At 71.1% G+C, this 21127-nt stretch carries 17 protein-coding genes; 7 read left to right on the plus strand and 10 right to left on the minus strand.

Going from position 1 to position 21127, the window contains the following annotated elements; translation table 11 throughout:
* The 7 genes from ACWEPL_RS36505 to ACWEPL_RS36535 form a co-directional block, all read right to left on the minus strand.
* The gene (locus ACWEPL_RS36505; protein ID WP_355194481.1) at positions 1-594 is read right to left on the minus strand and encodes a class I SAM-dependent methyltransferase; all 594 of its coding nucleotides are present in this window, start codon (positions 592-594) and stop codon (positions 1-3) included.
* 4 nt (positions 595-598) lie between these two features.
* A complete protein-coding gene (locus ACWEPL_RS36510; protein ID WP_452438882.1) occupies positions 599-3169 on the minus strand; it encodes a PEP/pyruvate-binding domain-containing protein in 2571 nt (856 codons plus the stop codon).
* 60 nt (positions 3170-3229) lie between these two features.
* Positions 3230-4156: an alkaline phosphatase family protein gene (locus ACWEPL_RS36515; RefSeq protein WP_363965851.1), complete on the minus strand. Its 927-nt coding sequence runs from the start codon at positions 4154-4156 to the stop codon at positions 3230-3232.
* Between the two features lie 26 nt (positions 4157-4182).
* Entirely contained in the window at positions 4183-4956 is a 774-nt protein-coding gene (locus tag ACWEPL_RS36520; protein ID WP_363965853.1) for a sugar phosphate isomerase/epimerase family protein, read from the minus strand.
* The gene (locus tag ACWEPL_RS36525; protein WP_350722770.1) at positions 4953-5945 is read right to left on the minus strand and encodes a LacI family DNA-binding transcriptional regulator; all 993 of its coding nucleotides are present in this window, start codon (positions 5943-5945) and stop codon (positions 4953-4955) included. Before ACWEPL_RS36525 ends, ACWEPL_RS36520 begins: the two co-directional genes overlap by 4 nt.
* Positions 5946-6012: 67 nt before the next feature.
* Entirely contained in the window at positions 6013-7164 is a 1152-nt protein-coding gene (locus tag ACWEPL_RS36530) for a hypothetical protein (RefSeq protein ID WP_452438883.1), read from the minus strand.
* 350 nt (positions 7165-7514) lie between these two features.
* Complete coding sequence (locus ACWEPL_RS36535) at positions 7515-8999, minus strand: LCP family protein (RefSeq protein ID WP_452438884.1); 1485 nt, start codon at positions 8997-8999, stop codon at positions 7515-7517.
* Positions 9000-9211: 212 nt separating this feature from the next.
* On the opposite strand from ACWEPL_RS36535, the gene ACWEPL_RS36540 reads away from it, so the two are divergent.
* The 4 genes from ACWEPL_RS36540 (at position 9212) to ACWEPL_RS36555 (ending at position 13737) form a co-directional block, all read left to right on the plus strand.
* Positions 9212-9940, plus strand: a complete 729-nt coding sequence (locus ACWEPL_RS36540) for a hypothetical protein (protein WP_363965859.1) — start codon at positions 9212-9214, stop codon at positions 9938-9940.
* Between the two features lie 57 nt (positions 9941-9997).
* Complete coding sequence (locus tag ACWEPL_RS36545; protein WP_435054210.1) at positions 9998-11161, plus strand: acetyl-CoA C-acyltransferase; 1164 nt, start codon at positions 9998-10000, stop codon at positions 11159-11161.
* Positions 11158-13260 carry a 3-hydroxyacyl-CoA dehydrogenase NAD-binding domain-containing protein gene (locus ACWEPL_RS36550; protein WP_452438885.1) on the plus strand — a complete coding sequence of 701 codons (2103 nt, stop codon included), beginning with the start codon at positions 11158-11160 and terminating at the stop codon, positions 13258-13260. Before ACWEPL_RS36545 ends, ACWEPL_RS36550 begins: the two co-directional genes overlap by 4 nt.
* A gap of 93 nt (positions 13261-13353) precedes the next feature.
* Positions 13354-13737: an SSI family serine proteinase inhibitor gene (locus ACWEPL_RS36555; RefSeq protein WP_363965863.1), complete on the plus strand. Its 384-nt coding sequence runs from the start codon at positions 13354-13356 to the stop codon at positions 13735-13737.
* 30 nt (positions 13738-13767) lie between these two features.
* Here ACWEPL_RS36555 and ACWEPL_RS36560 read toward each other — a convergent pair whose 3' ends face one another.
* Together ACWEPL_RS36560 and dxs are read right to left on the minus strand one after the other, a co-directional pair.
* Positions 13768-15240: an amino acid permease gene (locus tag ACWEPL_RS36560; protein ID WP_355194460.1), complete on the minus strand. Its 1473-nt coding sequence runs from the start codon at positions 15238-15240 to the stop codon at positions 13768-13770.
* Positions 15241-15366: 126 nt separating this feature from the next.
* A complete protein-coding gene (gene dxs, locus ACWEPL_RS36565; RefSeq protein ID WP_363966608.1) occupies positions 15367-17247 on the minus strand; it encodes a 1-deoxy-D-xylulose-5-phosphate synthase in 1881 nt (626 codons plus the stop codon).
* Between the two features lie 132 nt (positions 17248-17379).
* On the opposite strand from dxs, the gene ACWEPL_RS36570 reads away from it, so the two are divergent.
* The 3 genes from ACWEPL_RS36570 to ACWEPL_RS36580 all read left to right on the plus strand — a co-directional run bounded on the left by ACWEPL_RS36570 (position 17380) and on the right by ACWEPL_RS36580 (position 19904).
* Entirely contained in the window at positions 17380-18270 is an 891-nt protein-coding gene (locus ACWEPL_RS36570) for a neutral zinc metallopeptidase (RefSeq protein ID WP_363965866.1), read from the plus strand.
* 79 nt (positions 18271-18349) lie between these two features.
* Positions 18350-19126: a neutral zinc metallopeptidase gene (locus ACWEPL_RS36575; RefSeq protein WP_363965868.1), complete on the plus strand. Its 777-nt coding sequence runs from the start codon at positions 18350-18352 to the stop codon at positions 19124-19126.
* 22 nt (positions 19127-19148) lie between these two features.
* The gene (locus ACWEPL_RS36580) at positions 19149-19904 is read left to right on the plus strand and encodes a neutral zinc metallopeptidase (RefSeq protein ID WP_350722789.1); all 756 of its coding nucleotides are present in this window, start codon (positions 19149-19151) and stop codon (positions 19902-19904) included.
* A 5-nt stretch (positions 19905-19909) separates the two neighbouring features.
* Here the strand turns inward: ACWEPL_RS36580 and ACWEPL_RS36585 are convergent, their stop codons facing one another.
* On the minus strand, positions 19910-21115 hold the full coding sequence (locus ACWEPL_RS36585; protein ID WP_350722790.1) for an ROK family transcriptional regulator: 1206 nt from the start codon (positions 21113-21115) through the stop codon (positions 19910-19912).
* Positions 21116-21127 lie beyond the last annotated feature (12 nt).

The raw sequence follows: 21127 nt of genomic DNA on the forward strand, positions 1-21127 counted from the left end.
CTACCTCGGCTTGTCCCAGACCAGCAGGTAGCGCCGCAGGAGGAGGCGGCGGAAGCGGCAGCCGGGCAACAGCCGGCGGGCCGCCCGCCCCACCTCGCCCCACGACATGACGGGGTCCATGGCCGGCACGCCGGGACCGCGCTTGCCGCCGTGGAACAGCTTGAGCACGTGCGAGACCGCCTGGCCCGAGAGCCGGACGATCCCGTCCAGGAGCGTGCGGTCCCTGGCGTTGCCGACGATCACCAGCCGGCCGCCCGGCGCCAGCAGCCCCACCAGCGCGTCCATGGCCTCGCCGAAGTCCGCGTGGTGGACGACCGCGACGGCGGTGACGAGGTCGTACTTGCCCTCGGGGAGCCGGCCGTCGAGGTAGTCGCCTTCCAGGAAGGACACGTTGCCGGGGCGGCGCTCGCGGGCCATGGCGATCGCCTCGGCGGAGCGGTCGACGCCGGTCACGTAGGGGACGCGGGCCGCGAGCTTGCCCGCCAGCAGCCCGTCACCGCATCCGACGTCGAGCGCGTGCGCGCAGTCCTCGGGAACGAGCTTCAGGACGAGCCTCTGGTAATGAACGTTGTGATTCCAGTAGGTCTCGGGCATTTGATCACGATAGCGTCACGGTCCCCGCGGCGCCGTTCACTTCGATCTCCTGCCCCGTCGTGATGCGGTGGGTGGCGTCGGGGACGCCGACGACGGCCGGGATGCCGTACTCCCTGGCCACCACGGCGCCGTGCGACATCGCGCCGCCCATCTCCATCACCAGCCCGCCCGCCGTCAGGAACAGCGGCGTCCAGCCCGGATCGGTCGAGGGGCAGACCAGGATCTCGCCCGGCTCCAGGTGCGCGCCGATGGGGTCGAGCACCACTCTGGCCACGCCCTTGACGGTGCCGGCCGAGGCGGCGGTGCCCGTCAGCGCGCCTTCCACGGCACTGGTCGCGAGCGCTTCGGGCTCGGTGCCGTCGGACAGCAGGACCCTCGGGACGTGCCTGCGGCGCGACTCCCGCTCGTACGTCTCCCGCCGCTCCGCCACGACCGCGCGCAGGTCGCCCCCGTCCAGGGCGGCCCTGGCCTCGTCGAAGCCGAGGAAGTACACGTCCCGCGCCGAGTCCAGGACGCCGAGGCCCACCAGGTGCTCCCCCACCGCGAGCATGCTCCGCCGCACCCCGGCGAGGGTCTTGACCAGGTAGAACTTGGGCAGCTCGCGCAGCCCCGCGAACTCCCTGGTCCGCCGGAGCCCGAAACGCACGACGGCGGCCCGCCAGCGGCCCTTGCGGCGGGCCTCGGACGCCACGTGGGCGATGGCGGAGCGCGCCGCCTCGGCCCCCTTGGCGAACAGCGCGGAGGGCGCGAGGTCGGCGCCGCCGTCCATACGCAGGTAGTTGGCCAGCACGCCGAGGATGTGCGCGGGCTCCTCCGACCAGCGGGGCACGCCCAGGTCGATCTCGGCCACGCCGCGGTGGCCGTACTCGTCCAGGAACGCGGTGATCTCGCGCTGGGCGACCGGCGGGAGGTTGCCGGCCTCGAAGAGGCGGACCAGCTCGGCCACCGGCTCCTTCCTGAACGGCTCCGGCTCGATGCGGGTGGCCAGGTGCCACAGCTCCAGGTCCATCTCCGTGGTCGGGTTGTGCGGGACGCTGCGCAGGACGTCCTGCATGTCGGCGATCGGCACGCCGGAGAGCCTGGAGGCCAGCGCGAACAGGCCGTAACCGGTGAGCACCATGGGCATGATCGAGAGAATGACCGGGAAGGTGGCGGCGAGCAGGCGTTCGGCGTGGTCCAGGCGCTGGGCGGGGGTGGCCGCCTCGGGGAGCCGCAGGCGCCGGTCCAGCTGCTCGCCGATGCGGGCGGCGTACGCGAGGCCCTCCTTCGGCCGCGTGAGGGCGAGCAGGATCCGGGAGGGCGCGTGGATGCGGCGGGCGAACCTGCGCAGGCCGCGCAGGACCGGGCGGGGTGACGTGTGCACCACCGAGAGCCTCGGGTCCTTCATCAGCCGCTCGAAGACGGGGACGGTGCGCGCCTCGCCCAGCGCGAGCATGCGCGGCAGGACCGCGCGGCCGAAGCGGCTGCGTACGGCCGTGGTCAGGTCCAGCCACATGCGCTGGCCCGACACGGTCATGAACGGCGCGCCGTCCCGCGGGTCGGCCGGCCCGTAGCCGGGCAGCCCCGCCGCCCCGGAGGAGATCAGCCGGAACGCCGACAGGCCCATCGGGGTGAGCGGCCCCATGACGCCCTGGACGACGTTGACCGAGAAGTACACCCGCAGGCCGGGCCGGCTCTGGTCGGGCAGCGGGTAGAGGGTGGTGATCGGTCTCGCCTGGGTGAGCCAGAGCCGGCCGTCGCCGTCGATGGCCCACTCGGTGTCCTGGGGCGCGCCGTAGTGGTCCTCCACTCGGGCGCCCAGCTCGGCCAGCGCGCGCACCTGGCCGTCGGTCAGGCAGAGTCCGTCGTGCGCGGTCTCGACGCGTTCCGTGCCGCCGCCGGGCACGGAACGGATGGTCAGGCGCTTGTCGCCGGCGTGGCGTTCGAGGATCTCGCCGCCGTGCACGACGAACCGGTCGGGGTTCACGGCGCCGGAGACGACGGCCTCGCCGAGCCCGGGGTTGGCGTCGATGACGGCCTCGCGCCGCCGCCCGGTCACCGGGTTGGCGGTGAACATCACGCCCGCCACCCGCGCGTCCACCATCTCCTGCACGACCACCGCCAGCCGGACGGCGGCGTGGTCGATGCCGTTGGACTCGCGGTAGGCGACCGCGCGGTCGGTCCAGAGCGAGGCCCAGCAGCGGCGCACGGCCTCGACCACCGCCTCGGCGCCGACGACGTTGAGGTAGGTGTCCTGCTGCCCGGCGAAGCTGGCGAAGGGCAGGTCCTCGGCCGTGGCGGACGAGCGCACCGCCACGGCCACGTCGTCACCGAGCGCGGCGTAGGACGTCACGATCGTCTCGCGCACGTCCTCCGGCACCGGCGCCTCCAGCAGGTGCCGCCTGGCCCGCTCGGCGAGCCCGTCGCCGCTCGTCTCCAGGCCCTCCGCGACCCGCCGGTACGCCTCCGTGGTCAGCACCCATCCCGGCGGGACGGGAAGGCCGGCCCTGGCCAGCTCGCCGAGGTTCGCGGCCTTGCCGCCCACCTCGGCGAGCATCCCGGCGTCGATCTCGGAGAAGGCCAGTGCCGTCTTCATCGTCTGCTCCCCTGCGGTTCAGCTTCCTGTCACCCAGTGTGGCTCTTCCGGGAGAGAAATTCAACGGTTGATGAAAAGATCCGCGCCGTCCAGATCCCAGGCGGGATCGACCCCGACGCCCAGCACGCCCAGCGCCGTCGGCCCCACGTCGACCAGCCGCGGCTCGCCGAGCGAGCGGCCGCCCAGGTCCTCCTCGAGCCGGTTCGCGATCACGAACACCGTGCGCTCCTCGTCCGAGATCCCGCCGTGGCCGCCCTCGTCCACGTGCCCGTGGTCGGTCGTGATCAGCACCGTCCATCGCTCGCCGGGGTACGAGGACCGCCCGCGGACGGTGTCGAGCAGCTGCCCCAGGTAGGCGTCCTGGGTCTGGAGCGCGTCGAAGTACTCGGGGCAATGGGGGCCGAGGTCGTGGGCCACCTCGTCGGTGTCGCCCAGATACACGAAGACGGCGTCGGGGTCGGCCGCGGCCAGGTGCCGCTCGGCGGCCTCGGCGACCCGCCTGTCGGCCTCGGCCCAGGAGCCGAACTCGTAGCCGTCCAGGACGAACCGGTGGTCGATGGCCCGGCTGAACGCGCCGTGCTCCTCCAGCGCCCCCCAGGAGAAGAACGCGGCGGTGCTCAGCTCCGGCCGGGCATGCTTCGCACGAGTCAAGAAGTCCGGATATTTCGTGAAACGGGGGTTGGCGAAGCCGTTGTCCACCACGCCATGTTTGTCCGGCCAGACCCCGGTGGCGATCGACGACCAGCCGGGGCCCGAGTCCGTCCGCGAGGCGATGACGCGACCGCCCGGCTCCGGAGCCTTGGGGACGACCTGGCCGGGCGACTCCGTACGCGGCGTTCCCGCCTCGCCATAGGGGAGCTTGCTGGTGCCGTACGCGCCGGAGGACATGAGCGAGCCCAGCACGGGCGCGCCCAGAGCCTGGAGGCGGTCGAACCGCAGGCCGTCCATCCCGACGACCAGCACCTTGTTCCGCTTAGATAGGGGCATCCCCCTATCTAAGCGGCGAAAGGTATCTAAAGGGCGAAACGCCGCACCCAGTCAGCCGCGCCCGGGAGGATCTCCTCGACCGGGGCGACCTGCGGATACCAGGTGCGCTCCCATTCCAGCGACACCCATCCGTCGTAACCGGCCGCGCGCAGCAGCTCGCCCGATTCCTCCAAGGGCACCGAGCCCGTCCACATGGGCACCGGCGTGGTGTCCTCGGCCGAGACCGCGTCCTTGACCTGGACGTAGGAGAGGTACGGGCCCAGCGCGGCCAGCGTTTCGGCCGGGGGCTCGCCGTGGCGCCACGGGTGCAGCAGGTCCCAGATCGCGCCGGTGGACTCGGGGCAGCCCGCCTCGGCCAGCAGCCCGGCCACGGCGGCGCCGGTGGCCATGTGGTCGTGCGTCTCGACGAGGACGCGGGTGCCGAGCGCGGAGGCCGTACCGGAGACCGCCTTGAGCCGACGGGCACCGACGGCGGGATCGTCGCCGCCGGGGAACACCCGCACCGCGGGGGCGCCCAGGTCGGCGGCGAGCCGGAGGTCGGCGAGGAGCGCCTCGATGGCCGGTTCGTCCGGTCCAGGCGCACAAACCTTGACATATCCGGCGAGTGCGGCGATCTCCAGGCCCGCCCGCTCGACCCGTTCCCGCACCGAGCGCCGCTCCGCGGCGTCGAGGCCGGCGTGGACCCCGGTGTCCGGGTGCAGGCGCAGCTCGAGGCCCTGGCAGCCGCCTCCGGCCGCGATCCCGATCGCCCTGTCCAGCCCCTCGCCGGGCATCCCCAGGGTGCTGACGGCCAGCTTCACGCCATCCTCCGTACGCTCTCTCGCAGCACGACCTCGCCCGCGACCTGCTCGACCACGACCTCGTCCGTCTCACCCAGCGCGAGCTCCAGCGCCCGCGCGCCCATGTCCGTCAGGGGCAGCCGCACGGTCGTCAGCGCGGGCACGTGGTCCCGCAGCGTCACGATGTCGTCGAACCCGGCCACCGAGACGTCCTCCGGCACCCGGACCCCGCGCTCCCTGTAGGCCGCCAGCGCCCCGACCGCCATCACGTCGTTGACCGCGAACACGCAGGTCGCGTCCTTGACCTGCTGGGCCGCCGCGTAGCCGCCGTCACGGTCGAACGGCCCGTGGATGACGTGCGGCGCGGGCAGCCCCAGCTCCTCCAGCGCCCCGGCGAACCCGGCGCACCGGTCGGCGGCCGTCACCAGGTGCGGCGGCCCGGCCAGCACCGCGAACCGCGTGTGCCCGAGCCCGGCCAGCGCGCGGGCCAGCTCGGCCGCGCCCGCTCTGTTGGCGGGCGCGACGGTGTCGACGCCGAGGAGATCCTGGCCCACGCAGGCGGCGCGACCGCCGCCCGACTGGTAGCGGGCGAGCTCGTCGCGCAGGCGCCCCGTGACGGCGTGGTCGGCGACGCGCGAGCCGACCAGCAGCACCGCCCGCACGCGCTGGGCGTTCAGCGTGGCCACGTAGGCGATCTCCTGCTCGGGGTCGCGATGCGTGGTGCCCACCATGACCAGCAGGCCCTCGGTGGCGGCCGCCCGCATCGCCCCGTCGGCCAGGGCCGCGAAGTAGGGGTCGGTCAGGTCGTGGACGACGATGCCGATGACGTTGCTGGCGCCGCGGGCGAGCGTCTGGGCGGCGATGTTGGCGCGGTAGCCCAGCTCGTCCGCGGCCTGCTCGACGCGCGCCCGCAGAGTCGCGCCCACCTGGCGGGTGCTGCCGTTGAGCACCCGCGAGGCTGTCGCGAGCGAGACGCCCGCCTGCTTGGCGACATCCTCAAGCGTGACCACGAGACCTCCCCGGAAAGCGGTTTCCAAGTCTGCCAGATCAGCACCTGGATCCGCATCCTCGCACGTCTCAGGCCCAGGGGAACAGGATGTCCAGAAGTCCCTTGCTCTCCTTGGTGGGTGTGGGCGCGGGCGCCTGGGTCTGCGGCGGCGCCTGCGTGGAGGGAGCCTGGGTGGACTTCGACTCCGGCGCCTTGGTCGACACCGTGTTGTCCCTGCTGTCCGTGTCGTTCGTCGTGCTCGTGCGGTCGTCGTTGTCGTTCGTCTGGTTCTGCGGGGCGCGGGTGGGCCTGGTGCTCGCCTTCGCCGTCGGCTGGCCGATGCGCGTGTTCGTCGGACGGGCCGAGGGCTCGCGCGTGGGCCGGGCCGCCCGCGTGGGCGCGGTCGTCGGGGTGTCGGACTCGGTCTCGGTCGGCTCCGGGGTGTCCGTATCCTCGGTCTCGGGAGTCTCCTCCTCCGAGGTGGTGTCCTCGGGGGCCGCGCTCTCCGAGGGACGCGTCACCTCTCCCGCGCTGGCGCACTGACCACCCTTGCAGGGGTCGTCGGAGGAGTTGCCCGTGAGCATGAAGCCGGCGCCCACGCCGACCAGCACCACCGCGGCCGCGACCACCAGCAGCTTCCTGGTGCGCCGGCGCACCTCGCCGCCGCCGTCGTCACCGTTGCCGCCGCCGGAACGGCCGCCCGAGCGCCTGTCCTGCGGGCGCTTGTCGTCCGAGTCCTCCGTCCAGCCCGAGCCGAGGAAGCCGCGCTTGGGCTTGTCGTCGTCGTGGTCGTCGTCGATCCCGGCGTCGTAGCTGCGGTCGAGCGGGAGGTACGGGTTGTCGTCATCGATGCGGTGGGAGCCGCTGGGTCCGCCCAGGTCGTCGGCGTCCAGGACGTGATGGGGACCGCTGGCCCCGCCGTACACGTCGTGGTGGCCCACGTCGAGCGGGTCGCCGGCCGCGTACACGTCGCGCTTGCTGCCGTCCAGCGGGTCGCCGGCCACGTACATGTCACGCTGGCCCCCCACGTCGAGCGGGTCGCCGTACAGGTCGCGCTGGCCCGCGTCGAGCGGATCGCTCTGACCGCCGAGGACATCGTGCGGGCCGTCGTCGAGCAGGTCACGGCCCCCGATGAGCTGGGGCTCGCTCTTGTCGAGGGGGAGGATGTAGGTCTCGTTGCCGACGACCTGGATGGCGGGCTGCTCGTCGGTGTCATCGGTGCTCCACCGTGGGGAAAGCACGTCGCCCGTCAGATCCGGGTTTAACGACCTCCCCTGCCCATCCTCATAAGGCCTGTCGTTCTCGTCGCGCGCCACGATGAACCTCTCTAGTACGAATTCGGACCGCGCCCTTCTTAACAGACCCGACCATCACTTGTCCGGAAATTTCACATGTTTCCCTAAAAACACTCTCTGTAACATTCGTCACTCTAAGAGATCGAAGGCACGCTGTTGGTGAGCCGATCGGCCCTCCAGAACCCCCTTTGACCACGGAGTTCACCCGCGCGGGCACGCTCCGGCGTCACGGGGCACGGCAGGCGACGGGCCGCCCGGACCGGGTCCGGGCGGCCTGTCAAGACCACAGTCAGGAGTCACAGGCAGGGGTTGGTGTCGGAGTCGACGACCTTGTCCTTGAGCGAGTCGGGGATCGCCGACACGACGCGCACGCCGGGCCAGTCCGCCCCGATGACGACCTGGATGATCGGCCCGCCGGGGACCTCGACGCCGGCCTTGGACTTGTACGGCTGCGTGGTGATCGGCTTGACCTTGCCGGCCACGGGCGTCTTCTTCTCCTTCGACAGCCGCGAGGCCACCGCGTCCCCGTAGGCGGGCCCGTCGGCGGCGTCCTTCTTGGCGTACCGGAGTGCGGTCTTCGGGGTGGCGGCGACGTTGCCGACCTCCGTGATCACGAACCCCTGGGCGGCCAGCTCGTCGGCCACCTTGAGCGCCTTGCCCTGCTCCCCCGTGCCGTTGAGCACCTGGACGCGCACCTGCTTGTTCTCGATCTTGGGCCCGGCCGACTTGCCCGGCGTGGGAGCCGCGGTGACCTCGACGTCGTTGCGCACGCTCTCGAAGAAGTCGCGCGCGGACGGCTGGCTGAACTGGACCCGGTTCTTGTCCGCCGGGTAGGGCTCGGTGGGCACCGTGATGCCCTTGAGCTCCTTGGTCGTCAGGCCCTTGACGCTGAGGGCGATGTCCACCATGCGGTCGAGGGTGAGCTGATCGTCCAGGGTGACGGCCTTGGTGGCGGCCAGCAGGAACGAGTTCAGCTTGACCGGGTCGGTGAGCAGGCCGCCGTCGGTGACCGCCTGCAGCACCTTGGTGAGGAAGACCTGCTGGCGCTGGATCCTGCTCAGGTCGCTGCCGTCGCCCAGCGAGTACCGGGCTCGCACGTACCCCAGCGCCTGCTCGCCGCTGACCACGTGCCGGCCCGCGCTGAGCACCAGCTTCGCCTTGGGGTCGTTGACGGGCTTGGGCAGGCAGATCTCGATGCCGCCGATGGCGTCGATGATGCCCTTGAAGCCGGTGAAGTCGACCTTCACGAAGTGGTCGATCCTGATGTTGGTGAGCGACTCGAGGGTCTTGATCGTGCAGTTGATGCCGCCGTCGTTGAAGGCGGCGTTGATCTGGCGCAGGCCGCCGGGGATCAGGGCGCCGGTACGGCTCTTGCACTCCGGGATCAGGACCATGGAGTCACGCGGGAAGCTGATCATGGTGGCCTTGTCCCGGTTCGGGGAGATGTGCAGCAGCATGATCGTGTCGGTGCGCTCGCCGATCTCCTTGAGGTGGGGGCCGTACTTCTTGTTGTCGCCCTCACGGGAGTCGGAGCCGACGAGCAGGACGTTGAGCGCGCCGGTGTCCGGCGGGCGGCTCTCGCCGACGGCGATGGGCTCGCGGGGGATCTCGCTCTCGATGTGCCGGTAGTACGCGTACGCCCCGACCGAGACGACCACCAGCACCAGCGTCATCCCGATGCCGACCCACCCCAGCACCGAGACCCGCCATCGCGGGCCGCGCTCGCGCCTCCTCCTGCGCCGCGGCGGAGCATCCCCCACGTGTTCCGGACTCTGCCTCACGCGCCCCCCTTCACCCACCCCACAAGAGAAACGCGTACCGCCAGGGGGCGGCGCGTAGCTCACCGAGTTACCGATGATTCCAGGACTGTCGCGCCTTGCAGATAAAAGTGGCAATCCTCGGGGCTGCCACTGTTGCGTGCCGGGCGAGGAGCTCCATCCAAAGCACGGGAATCCGGGGCGTCACCACGCAGAGTGACGCCATGATGACATTCATGCTGTTGACCGAGATGGCGCCCCCTCCAGGCGCCCAGGAACTGGCCGGGCTGCGGGCCAGAGCCAGAACCGCCCGCCGCCGGGCCTTCGTCGCGCTCTCCGCCTCGATCGCGCTGCTGGCCACCGCCCAGCTGCTCGCCGACCGGGCGCAGACGAGGGAGCAGACGCTGCCGCTGGCCGTGTTGTCGCTGGCGGTCTTCGCGGCCGCGGTGCCCGCGCAGGCGATCACCCAGTACGTCTGGGGCACCCACGCCCGGCACGTCCACCGCAAGGAGCGCGAGCTGTACGCCGCCCCCCGCACCGGACGCGTGCGCCCCCTCAGCAGGCTGGCCGTGGCCTGCTGCTGGGCGGTGACGCTGCTGCTCGGCTGGACGGCGCCGCGCCTGTTCCGGGAGGCCGCCCTGTACGGCTTCGCCGACTCCCTGGGCTGGGCCACCGAGGCGCTGGCGCTGATGAGTCTCGCGACGGGGGTGTTGTTCGTCCTCTGGTGGGCAGGCGACGCGTTGGGGACACTGGCGCGCGCCCTGCGGTCGGGCGGGTCACCTGGCGATCCGTGGGACCCCGGCCGAGGCGCGCGCCGGCGAGAGGGCGCGGCGCTCTGGACGGGCGCGGCCGTGGCGGTCGCGGCCCTGGTCGGGGCCCGCGCCCATCTCTGGGAGCCGGCCACGGCGGTCGTTTACACATTGCTGACCGCCGCCCTCGTCTGCGGAGTAGTTACTGACGAGTAGCATAGGCACGGAACCCTATCAACGAGGAGCGAATCCGTGCCTTCCTCTCGTGACGTCGTGTTCGTCGACGGCGTGCGCACGCCTTTCGGCAGGTCAGGACCGAAAGGGCTGTACGCGGAGACCCGCGCCGACGACCTGGTCGTCCGCGTCATCCGCGAGCTCGTCCGGCGCAATCCCAACCTGCCCCCCGAGCGAGTGGACGAGGTCGCCATCGCCGCGACCACGCAGATCGGCGACCAGGGCCTGACCATCGGCCGGGCGGCGGCGGTGCTGGCCGGGCTGCCCAAGAGCGTGCCCGGCTACGCCATCGACCGCATGTGCGCGGGCGCGATGACCGCGGTCACCACGGTCGCGGGCGGCATCGCGTTCGGCGCGTACGACGTGGCCATCGCCGGCGGCGTCGAGCACATGGGCCGCCACCCGATGGGCGAGGGCGTCGATCCCAACCCGCGCTTCCTGTCGGAGAAGCTGGTCGACCCGAGCGCGCTGGTCATGGGCATGACGGCGGAGAATCTGCACGACCGCTACCCGCACATCACCAAGGGCCGCGCGGACGCGTACGCGGTGCTGTCGCAGGAGCGGGCGGCCAAGGCGTACGCCGACGGCAGGATCCAGCCCGACCTGGTCCCGACCGCGATCAGGACGGCCGAGAAGGGCTGGGGCCTGGCGGTCGAGGACGAGGCGCCGCGGCCCGGCACCACGGTGGAAGGGCTGAGCACGCTCAAGACGCCCTTCCGGCCGCACGGCAACGTCACGGCGGGCAACTCCTCCGGCATCAACGACGGCGCCACCGGGTGCGTCGTGGCCGCCAAGGAGGTCGCGGACGAGCTGGGGCTGGGCGCGAAGATGCGGCTCGTCTCCTACGCGTTCGCGGGCGTGGACCCCGAGGTCATGGGAGTGGGACCGATCCCGTCCACGGAGCGGGCGCTCCGGCTGGCCGGCCTGGACATCTCCGATATCGGGCTGTTCGAGATCAACGAGGCGTTCGCCGTCCAGGTGCTGGCGTTCCTCGACCACTTCGGGATCGCCGACGACGATCCCCGCGTGAACCAGTACGGCGGCGCGATCGCCTACGGGCACCCGCTCGCCTCCTCGGGCGTGCGGCTGATGACGCAGCTCGCGCGGCAGTTCGGCGAGCGTCCCGACGTGCGGTACGGCATCACCACCATGTGCGTCGGCATGGGCATGGGCGGCACTGTGATCTGGGAGAACCTCGCATGACCAACGTCGAGAACTGGCGCGCGCTGCTGGGCGGGCGCAACGCCGACGAAGTCGTCACCAAGGCGCTCGTGCGCGACGTCCAGCTCCCCTACGGCGCCGGCACGATGGCGCTGATCACGCTGGACAACGGCTTCGACCACACCAAGCCCAACACGTTCGGCCCGAACGGCCTGTTCGCGCTCAACGGCGCGCTGTCGGAGATCGCCGAGCGCACCGACCTGGCCGCGGTGGGCGTGACGGGCAAGCCGTTCATCTTCGCCGTCGGCGCCGACCTCAAGGGCGCGGCCGCGCTGTCCACGCGCGAGGAGGCCCTGGCCATCGGCGCGCTGGGCCACCACGTGTTCCGCAGGCTGGGCGAGCTGGCGATCCCGTCGTTCGCGTTCGTGAACGGCGCCGCGATGGGCGGCGGGCTCGAGGTGGCACTGCACTGCACGTACCGGACCATCTCCTCGGGCGTGCCCGCGGTGGCGCTGCCGGAGTGCTTCCTCGGCCTGGTGCCGGGCTGGGGCGGCACGCAGCTCCTGCCCCGCCTGATCGGCCCGGCGAAGGCGATCAAGCTCGTCATCGAGAACCCGCTCTCGCAGAACCGCATGGTCAAGGGTAAGGAGGCGTACGAGCTCGGCGTCGCGGACGCGATGTTCGAGCCCGCCGACTTCCTGGAGGAGTCGCTGCGCTGGGCCGCCCGCGTGGTCAAGGGCGAGCTGGCCGTGGAGCGGCCGGCACACGACGAGAACAGTGACGAGGACTGGGACAAGACGGTCGCCGACGCGCGCTTCCTGGTGGACATGAAGCTGCGCGGCGCCTCGCCCGCCCCCTACCGCGCGCTCGACCTGATCGCCCAGGCCCGCACGGCCTCCCGCGACGAGGGCTTCGCCGCCGAGGACGAGGCGCTGGCCGACCTGCTGATGGGTGACGAGCTGCGGGCCGGGCTCTACTCGTTCGACCTGGTGCAGCGCCGTGCCAAGCGGCCCGCGGGCGCGCCCGACCGGTCGCTGGCCCGCAAGGTCACCAAGGTCGGCGTGGTGGGCGCGGGGCTGATGGCCTCGCAGATGGCGCTGCTGTTCGCGCGCCGCCTGGAGGTGCCGGTCGTGCTGACCGACCTCGACCAGGCCCGGCTCGACAAAGGCGTCGGGTACGTGCACGCCGAGGTCGACAAGCTCCTGGGCAAGGGCCGCGTCTCGGCCGACCAGGCCAACCGGCTCAAGGCCCTGGTGACCGGATCGCTGACGAAGGACGCCTTCGCCGACGCCGACTTCGTGATCGAGGCCGTGTTCGAGGACATGGCGGTCAAGAAGCAGGTGTTCGCCGAGGTGGAGGCCGTGGTCTCGGCCGAGTGCGTGCTGGCCACGAACACCTCCTCGCTCTCCCTGACCGAGATGGGCGCCGGATTGGCACACCCCGAGCGGCTGGTCGGGTTCCACTTCTTCAACCCGGTCGCCGTCATGCCGCTCCTGGAGATCATCCGCGGCGCCACGACGGACGACGCCACGCTGGCCACGGCGTTCGCGGTGGGCAAGTCGCTGAAGAAGTCGTCGGTGCTGGTCAAGGACGCCCCGGCGTTCGTGGTCAACCGGCTGCTGACCTGCTTCATGGGCGAGGTCGTGACGGCCGTGGACGAGGGCACGCCGCTGGAGGTGGCCGAGCACGCGCTGGACGGGCTCGGGCTGCCGATGTCGCCGTTCGCGCTGCTGCAGCTCGTCGGCCCGGCCGTCGGCCTGCACGTGGCCGAAACGCTGCACGAGGCCTTCCCCGACCGGTTCGGCGTCTCGGAGAACATGGCCAAGCTGGTCGCCGCGGGCAAGCCGGGCGTCTACCGGCCCGACTTCACGCTCGACCCGGAGGCGGTCGCCCTCTTCTCGGGCGGCACGTCACCGTCCACCGCCGAGCAGGTGCGCGAGCGCGTCCTGGCGGCGCTGGCCAGGGAGGTCCGCATCATGCTGGACGAGGGCGTGGTCGCCGCGCCGCAGGACATCGACCTGTGCATGATCCTCGGGGCCGGCTGGCCGTTCCACCTGGGCGGGATCACCCCGTACCTGGACAGGACGGGCATCGCCCGGCCGCGGTTCCTGTCGCCCGGCGTGGCCTCGCTGCCCGCCTGAACCCTTTGAGGGAGGCCCGCCCCGGCGGGCCTCCCTGATCCTCACCGGCCTCCGTCGTAGCGTTGAGTACCGTTCTACGAACGGAGAGTAGTCATGATGAGAGCATTCGGTGCCATCGCGCTCTGCGGAGCCTTCATGGTGGGCGCGTCGTCGCCCGCGGTGGCCGCACCCCACCCGAAGGCACAGCTCAAGATCGTCGACGCCGTCAAGGACGGCGTGACGAAGACGGTCTGGCTCAACTGCGGCCCCGCGGGAGGGGCCCACCCCAACGCGCGCGCGGCCTGCCGGCTGCTGGAGAAGGTCGACGGGCACCCCGAGCGGCTCAACGTCACACCGGACGCCATCTGCACGAAGGAGCTGCAGCCGCACGTCGTCGTGGTGGCCGGCCAGTGGCAGGGCGCGACGGTGCAGTGGGCCAAGGTCTTCGGCAACGGCTGCACGACGAAGGCCGCGCTGGGAGCCCTCGTCTCGTTCTGACCGGCCGCGAGGGGGCGGGCGCCCGCCCCCTCAGCCGCCGCTCTTGACGCGGACCTTGACCGTCCTGCTGTGGCGGTAGCCGTAGACGAAGTAGATGACGACGCCGACGATCATCCAGATGAGGAACCTCAGCCACGTCTGCACCGGCAGGTTGAGCATGAGGTAGAGGCAGGCCAGCACCGACAGGACCGGCAGCACCGGGACGAACGGCGCGCGGAACGCCCTCGGCAGGTCGGGCCGGGTGCGCCGGAGAATGACCACCCCGATCGAGACCACCACGAACGCGAAGAGCGTGCCGATGTTCACCAGTTCGGCCAGCTCGCCGAACGACACGAACCCGGCCAGCGCCATCGTCACCACGCCGATGATGATCGTGAGCCGGGCCGGCGTGCCGAATTGGGGGTGGACCTTGGCCAGCGGGCGCGGCAGCAGCCCGTCGCGGCACATCGCGAAGAGCACCCGGGTCTGGCCGAGCAGCAGCACGAGCACCACGGTGGTCAGGCCGGCGATGGCGCCGACGCTGATGATGGTGGCCAGCCAGCCGTAGCCGACCGAGGTGAACGCGTCGGACAGCGGCGCCGAGGTGCTGAGCCGGTCGTAGCGCTGCATGCCGACCACGACGAGCGAGACGGCCACGTACAGGGCCGTGCAGATGGCCAGCGAGCCGAGGATGCCGCGCGGCACGTCGCGCTGCGGGTGGATGGTCTCCTCGGCGGCGGTGGCCACGATGTCGAAGCCGATGAACGCGAAGAACACGATCGCCGCGGCGGAGAAGACGCCCAGCACGCCGAAGGCGACCGGCGTGACGCCGAACAGCACCTGGATCAGCGGCGCCTTCAGCCCCTCCACCCGCGGCGTGGACACCGCCTCGGGGATGAACGGCGTGTAGTTGGCCCCCTTGACGAAGAACAGCCCGGCCACGATGACCAGCAGCACGACCGTGATCTTCGTGATCACCAGGATGAGGTTGACCCGCGAGGAAACCTTGATCCCGATCACCAGGATCACGGTGAGGAGGAGGACGATGAGGATGGCGGGCACGTTCACCACGGGGTTCTCTCCCGCGATCGAAGCGGGCAGATGGATGCCGATCGACGCCAGCATCGAGGCGAAGTAGCCCGACCAGCCGACCGCCACCACGGCCGCGGCCAGCGCCAGCTCCAGGGTCAGGTCCCAGCCGATCACCCAGGCGGGGAACTCGCCCAGGGTGGCGAAGGCGAAGGTGTAGGCCGAGCCGGCGACCGGGATCGTGGAGGCGAACTCGGCGTAGCACAGGGCCGCCAGGCCGCAGACGATGCCCGCGACGACGAACGAGAGCGCCACCGCCGGGCCCGCCACCTCCTTGGCGACCTGTCCCGTGAGCACGAAGATCCCGGTGCCGACGATCACCCCGATGCCGAAGACCGTCAGGTCGGTGGCCGTCAGGCGTTTGCGCAGCTGATGCTCCGGATCCTCGGTGTCACGGATCGACTGCTCGACACTCTTCGTGCGAAAGATGTCCACGCCCGGTGATCCTTCCCACGCCCTGAGTGATCATGCGTGGTCGGGATCCAGTCTCACCTTCCGGATAGGAGCGCGACGCGGCGGTGATCGCCATGCCGGGGATCACCGCCGCGCCGCGCCGGGTGCTCAGTGGCGGGCGGGCACCTCGTGGGAGGTCCGCTTCGCGACCGCCTCGGTGATCTGCCGGGCGAGGTCCTGCGCGGTCAGGCCGATCTTGGCGAGGATCGCGGCCCGCTTGGCGTGGTCGAGGAACTCCTGCGGGATGCCGTACGTGCGCACCGGCACGTCGACGTCGGCGTCGCGCAGCAGGCGGGCCACGGCGTCGCCCACGGCGCCCACGCGGCCGTTGTCCTCGACGACGGCCACCAGCTTGTGGGCGCTCGCGGCCAGCACGAGCGCCTCGTCGAGCGGCTTGACCCAGCGGGGGTCGACCACGGTGGCCCCGATCCCCTGGGCGTCGAGCAGGACCGCGGCGTCCATGCAGAGCTGCGCCATCGGGCCCACGCCGACCAGCAGCACGTCGGGGTCGCCCTTGGGGGCGCGCAGCAGGTCCATCTCGCCCAGCTTGCCCACCGGCTCGACCGGCTCGGCGACCGGGCCCTTGGGGAAGCGCAGCACGGTCGGGCCGTCGGTGACCTCGACGGCCTCGCGCAGCAGCTCGGTCAGCCGGTCGCCGTCGCGCGGCACCGCGACCCGCAGCCCGGGGACGACCTGGAGGATCGACAGGTCCCACATGCCGTTGTGGCTGGCGCCGTCGTCGCCCGTGACGCCGGCCCGGTCGAGCACCACCGTGACGGGCAGCCGGTGCAGCGCGACGTCCATGAGGAGCTGGTCGAAGGCCCGGTTGAGGAACGTGGCGTAGACGGCCACGACCGGGTGCATGCCGCCGAGGGCGAGACCGGCGGCGCTGGTCAGCGCGTGCTGCTCGGCGATGCCGACGTCGTAGATGCGCTCGGGGTAGGCGTCGGCGAAGGCGTTGAGGCCCGTCGGGTGGAGCATGGCCGCGGTGATCGCGACGAGGTCCTCGCGCTCCTTGCCGAGCCGGACGAGCTCCTCGCTGAAGACGTTGGTCCAGATGCGCGGCTTGGGCTTCTCCGCGCCGGTGGCCCGGTCGAAGGCGCCGGGCGAGTGGAACTGGTCCTCGTCGTGATTCTCCGCCGGCGTGTAGCCGCGGCCCTTCTGGGTGAGGGCGTGGACGATGACGGGGCCGCGGAAGTCGCGCGCCTTGCGCAGCGCCGCCTCCATGGCCTGCTCGTCGTGGCCGTCGATGGGGCCGACGTATTTGAGCCCGAGGTCCTCGAACATCACCTGCGGGGCCAGGACGTCCTTGACGCCCTTCTTGAAGCCGTGCAGGGCGTCGTAGAGGACGGGAACGTTCCCCAACTTGTCCTTGACGTAGTCGAGGAAGTCCTCATACCTGCGGTTGACCCGGAGGTTGGACAGGTGGGAGGCCAGGCCGCCGATCGTGGGCGAGTAGGAGCGGCCGTTGTCGTTGACCACGATCACGAGCCGGAGGTCCTTGCCGGCGGCGATGTTGTTGAGCGCCTCCCAGGCCATGCCGCCGGTCAGCGCGCCGTCGCCGATCACCGCCACGACCGTGCGGTCCTGCTCGCCGCGCAGCTTGAACGCCTTGGCCAGGCCGTCGGCGTAGGACAGCGCGGTCGAGGCGTGGGAGTTTTCCACGAAGTCGTGCTCCGACTCGGCCTGGCTCGGGTAGCCCGACAGACCGCCCTCCTGCTTGAGGGCCTCGAAGCCGGAGGCCCGTCCGGTGAGGACCTTATGCACGTACGACTGGTGGCCGGTGTCCCAGACGACGGGGTCGTTCGGGGAGTCGAAGACCCGGTGGATGGCGATGGTGAGCTCGACCACTCCCAGGTTGGGGCCCAGATGGCCGCCGAACCTGGCGCACGAGTCGACCAGCAGGTCGCGGATCTCCCCCGCAAGCCGCGGCAGCTCCTCGACAGTGAGCCGTTTGACGTCGTGCGGTCCCTCTATCGAGCCCAGCAACCCGCTCACGGATCCGACTCCCCTCTGCTCTTGTGCGCCGTTGACCCGAGTCTAGTTCGCTCCCGCCTCACTGACTCCATCGAGTCAAATCCACCCACATATGTCTGATCTTGGGATAGTTTTTCGGAGCATATGAACTCTGCCCCCAAAAGCAAACTCGCGGCGCTGGCGGTCGCCATGGTGGCGCTTGCCCTGGCAGCGGCCGGTTTGGTGCTCGTGCTGGCCGGCGTGGCCACCCCCTCGTCGGAGTCGCTGAACGGGGCGGCCCAGCAGCTCTCCTCCCCGCCGGCCAAGGGCTCCAGCGAGTCGAAGAAGGGGCCCTCGATCGGCCGGGCGCTGGCGATGGCGAACCCGCTGTACCGGACCGGGCGCCTGGCCGACGTCAACTGCGCGCCCGGCGACCTGCCGGCCGGGAGCATGACCGCGTACCGGCGCTTCCTGACCCGCGTGACCAACTGCCTCAACAAGGCGTGGGCCGCGCAGTTCCGCAAGGCCGGGCTGCCCTTCGCCAAGCCGCGGCTGCGCATCATCACCACCAAGGTCAGGACCCCCTGCGGCACCTGGAACACCGGCGCGGACGGCGTCTACTGCTCCACGGACCGCACGATGTACCTGATGATCAGCAGGGACCAGCTGCGCAACCCGTTCCCGCTGGGCATCACCCGCCTGATCGCCCACGAGTACGGGCACCACGTCCAGCAGATCTCCGGCATCTGGAACTACTACTGGACCGCCAGGAATGTCGCGGGCAAGGCGAAGCGGCTGCAACTCTCGCGCAATTCGGAACTGCAGGCGGAGTGCTTCTCGTCGGTGTTCATGAGCACGATGAAGGGAACGGAACTGGTCACCGACGCCGACTGGGCGTACACGGTCGACTGGTTCAGGAAGAACGGCGCCAAGGGCTGGCCCCAGAACGACCACGGCAAGGGCCCGACGCAGGCGGCCTGGATGACGCGGGGCTTCAACCGCGGCGGTCCGGGCGCGTGCAACACCTGGTCCGCCACGGCCCGCAACACGCTTTAATCTTCCTTTACCTGGAACTCCCTATTCAATAGGGTGCCTTCTCATGCGTATCACCCGATTGGCGCTTATGGCAGGCACCATGGCGAGCCTGCTCTTCGCCGGAACGGCCCACGCGGCCACCGCTGCGCCGGCATACAAGCCTGTACTGGCGAAAAGCCCGATCTACAAGACGGGCAAGCTCGGCTTCGACTCGTGCCCGGAGCCGAAGGTGCAGTCCGGCACCCTGGATGAGGTCAAGGGCTACCTGGAGGTCGTGCTCGACTGCCTCAACGCCGCCTGGGAGCCGAAGGTCAAGAAGGCCGGCTTCACATTCACCAAGCCCACCATGCAGGTGATCACCAAGCCCGGCGCACAGACCGGGTGCGGCAAGTTCCCCGAGGGCGGCGTGCAGGCGCTCTACTGCTCGACCAACAAGAAGATCACCTATTTCGCCAGCTCCAACCTGGTCGAGGAGCAGAACGACCTGATGCTGATGCTGGTCCTGGCCCATGAATACGGCCACCACATCCAGCAGACGACGGGCATGTTCAAGGCTCTGACGCCGTACAACCGCAAGAACGAGGCCCGGGTGCTCGACGAGAGCCGGCGGCTCGAACTGCAGGCGGAGTGCCTGTCCGGCGTCTTCACCGGCAGCGTCTGGCACTCGCTGGGCCGCCAGGAGTCCGACTTCACCTACTGGGTCAGGAACGGGGGCACCGGCCTCGACCTGTCCGCCCTCGGCGTGAAGGTCGACAACTGGGGCGAGAAGACGCACGGCAACGCCAAGAACACCGGCGCCTGGCTCAAGCGCGGCTTCGACACCGAGTCGGCCGGGGGCTGCAACACCTGGAAGGCTCCGAAGTCCCAAGTGTCGTAAAACTCCTCTAAGATCCGCGATCGTGCGCATATCCCTCTTAGCGGGCATGGTCGCGGGTCTACTGCTGTTCTCCGGGCATTTTTCTGGGCCGGCCTGGGCGGCGTCGCGTATCGCGCAGGCCGGCCTTCTGGGAGAGATGGGCGGGGACGTGGTCGCGCAGACCTGCGAGGTCCCGGAGATCCGTCCGGGCAGCGTCGCCTCGCTCAAGACGTTCTACCGGGCGATGGCCGGATGCGCCGACCGCTTCTGGGCCGGGCGGTTCGCGCAGGCCCGGCTGCCGTACGCGCCGCCCGAGGTCACGATCACGACGGGGAGCGACTCCGTCTGCGGGGAGATCACCAGCAACGGCGCGCAGTACTGCCCCGAGCAGCGCACGATCGCCATCCGCATCATGAAGCACGACCTGCGCGACCCCTTCAGGATGAACATCGCGCACTCCGTCGCCCACGAGTGGGGACACCACGTGCAGCAGCTCATCGGGGTGCTGGACGCGCAGAACGCGCTGTCCTGGCAGGCGTCCGGCAGCGCGCGGACCCTGCTGAGCCACCGGCTGGAGATGCAGGCCGAATGCTTCGCCGGCGTCCTGTACAGCGCCACGCTGAAGTCGATCAGGCCGGGGATCGAGTGGGACGACTGGATCGACGCGGTGCGCAGGGCCGACGAGAGCGAGATCCACGGCAAGCCCCGCAACCTCGCCTTCTGGCAGGAGCGCGGCTACCGCGGCGGGGCCACGGGCTTCTGCAACACCTGGACGGCCGCCAAGTCGAAGGTCGGCTGACGGGGCTAGGCGGTGGCGCGGGCGAGGACCTCCAGGGGGTCGGCGAGGACGTTGGCGAAGGCCAGCTCGGCCGCGCCCACCAGCGGGGCGGCGTCCTTGAGCGACGCCGTGCGCAGCCGCAGCCGCTCCCGCTGCGGCGCCATCGCGTGCAGCGCGAGCTGGGAACGCACCCGCGCGGCGGACCCCAGGTAGATCTCCCGGAGGATGCCCCCGAAGATGACCATCTCGGGGTTGAAGATGTTGACCAGGTTGGCCACGCCGAGGCCGAGCCAGTCGCCGACCTTCTTGAGCGCGTCCTGCGCCTCGATGTCGCCCCGGTCGGCGGCCTCCACCACGGCGCGCACCGCGTCGCGTCCGTGCTGCCCGGGGCCGATGCGGCCCGCGGCCTCCAGCAGCGCCCGCTCCCCCACCTCCGCCTCCAGGCACCCGTGGGACCCGCAGCCGCAGGCGCGCCCGCCGGGGTTGACGACCATGTGGCCGACCTCGCCGCCGTAGCCGTCGTGGCCGCCGAGCAGATGGCCGCCCGCGATGATGCCGCCGCCGATGCCCACGTCGCCGTGCAGGTAGATGAGGTCCCTGACGGCGGCGCCGACGCCCCGGCTGTGCTCGGCGAGGGCGGCCAGGTTGGCGTCGTTGCCCACGCTGACCGGCAGCCCGAGGCCGAGCCGGCGGCCCAGCTCCTCGCCGAACGGGATCTCCTCGGCCAGCAGGTTGGGCGAGAACCGCACCACGCCGTCGGCCTTGCGCACGCCGCCGGACACGGCCGCCGCCGCGCCCACGCAGACGGTGTCGTCCCTGGTCTTGCGCCGCATCTGCCGGGCGAAGCCGGACAGCACCCCGGTCAGCTCGTCCAGCTCGAACTTGCCGCGCTCGCGGGTCGTCTCACGGCGGTCGAGGATCACCCCGCCCAGCCCCACGCGGGCCACCGCCAGCCGGTCGGGGCCCACGTCGAACGCGAACACGTAGACCCGGGCCGACTCCGGCCGCACCACGAGCGAGGGCCGTCCCGCGCGGCCCGTCTCGCGGGGCAGCTCCTCGCGCACCAGCCCGGCCGCGGTGAGGTCCGAGGTCAGCGCCATGATCGTGCTGCGGTTGAGCCCCATCCTCGAGGTCAGCTCGGCGCGCGAGATCGGCCCGCCCAGATGGACATGGCGAAGCAGCGCGCCGAGATTGTGGCGCCTGATGTCCTCTTGGGAAGGGCCGGCACGCATCGTCTGGTATTC

Source organism: Nonomuraea sp. NPDC004186 (assembly GCF_053603495.1).

Excerpts from the sequence above, each read along its gene's own strand:
- ACWEPL_RS36505 (WP_355194481.1), bottom strand. The coding sequence starts at position 594 with ATGCCCGAGACCTACTGGAATCACAACGTTCATTACCAGAGGCTCGTC.
- ACWEPL_RS36510 (WP_452438882.1), bottom strand. The coding sequence starts at position 3,169 with ATGAAGACGGCACTGGCCTTCTCCGAGATCGACGCCGGGATGCTCGCC.
- ACWEPL_RS36515 (WP_363965851.1), bottom strand. The coding sequence starts at position 4,156 with ATGCCCCTATCTAAGCGGAACAAGGTGCTGGTCGTCGGGATGGACGGC.
- ACWEPL_RS36540 (WP_363965859.1), top strand. The coding sequence starts at position 9,212 with ATGCTGTTGACCGAGATGGCGCCCCCTCCAGGCGCCCAGGAACTGGCC.
- ACWEPL_RS36550 (WP_452438885.1), top strand. The coding sequence starts at position 11,158 with ATGACCAACGTCGAGAACTGGCGCGCGCTGCTGGGCGGGCGCAACGCC.
- ACWEPL_RS36555 (WP_363965863.1), top strand. The coding sequence starts at position 13,354 with ATGATGAGAGCATTCGGTGCCATCGCGCTCTGCGGAGCCTTCATGGTG.
- ACWEPL_RS36570 (WP_363965866.1), top strand. The coding sequence starts at position 17,380 with ATGAACTCTGCCCCCAAAAGCAAACTCGCGGCGCTGGCGGTCGCCATG.
- ACWEPL_RS36575 (WP_363965868.1), top strand. The coding sequence starts at position 18,350 with ATGGCGAGCCTGCTCTTCGCCGGAACGGCCCACGCGGCCACCGCTGCG.
- ACWEPL_RS36585 (WP_350722790.1), bottom strand. The coding sequence starts at position 21,115 with ATGCGTGCCGGCCCTTCCCAAGAGGACATCAGGCGCCACAATCTCGGC.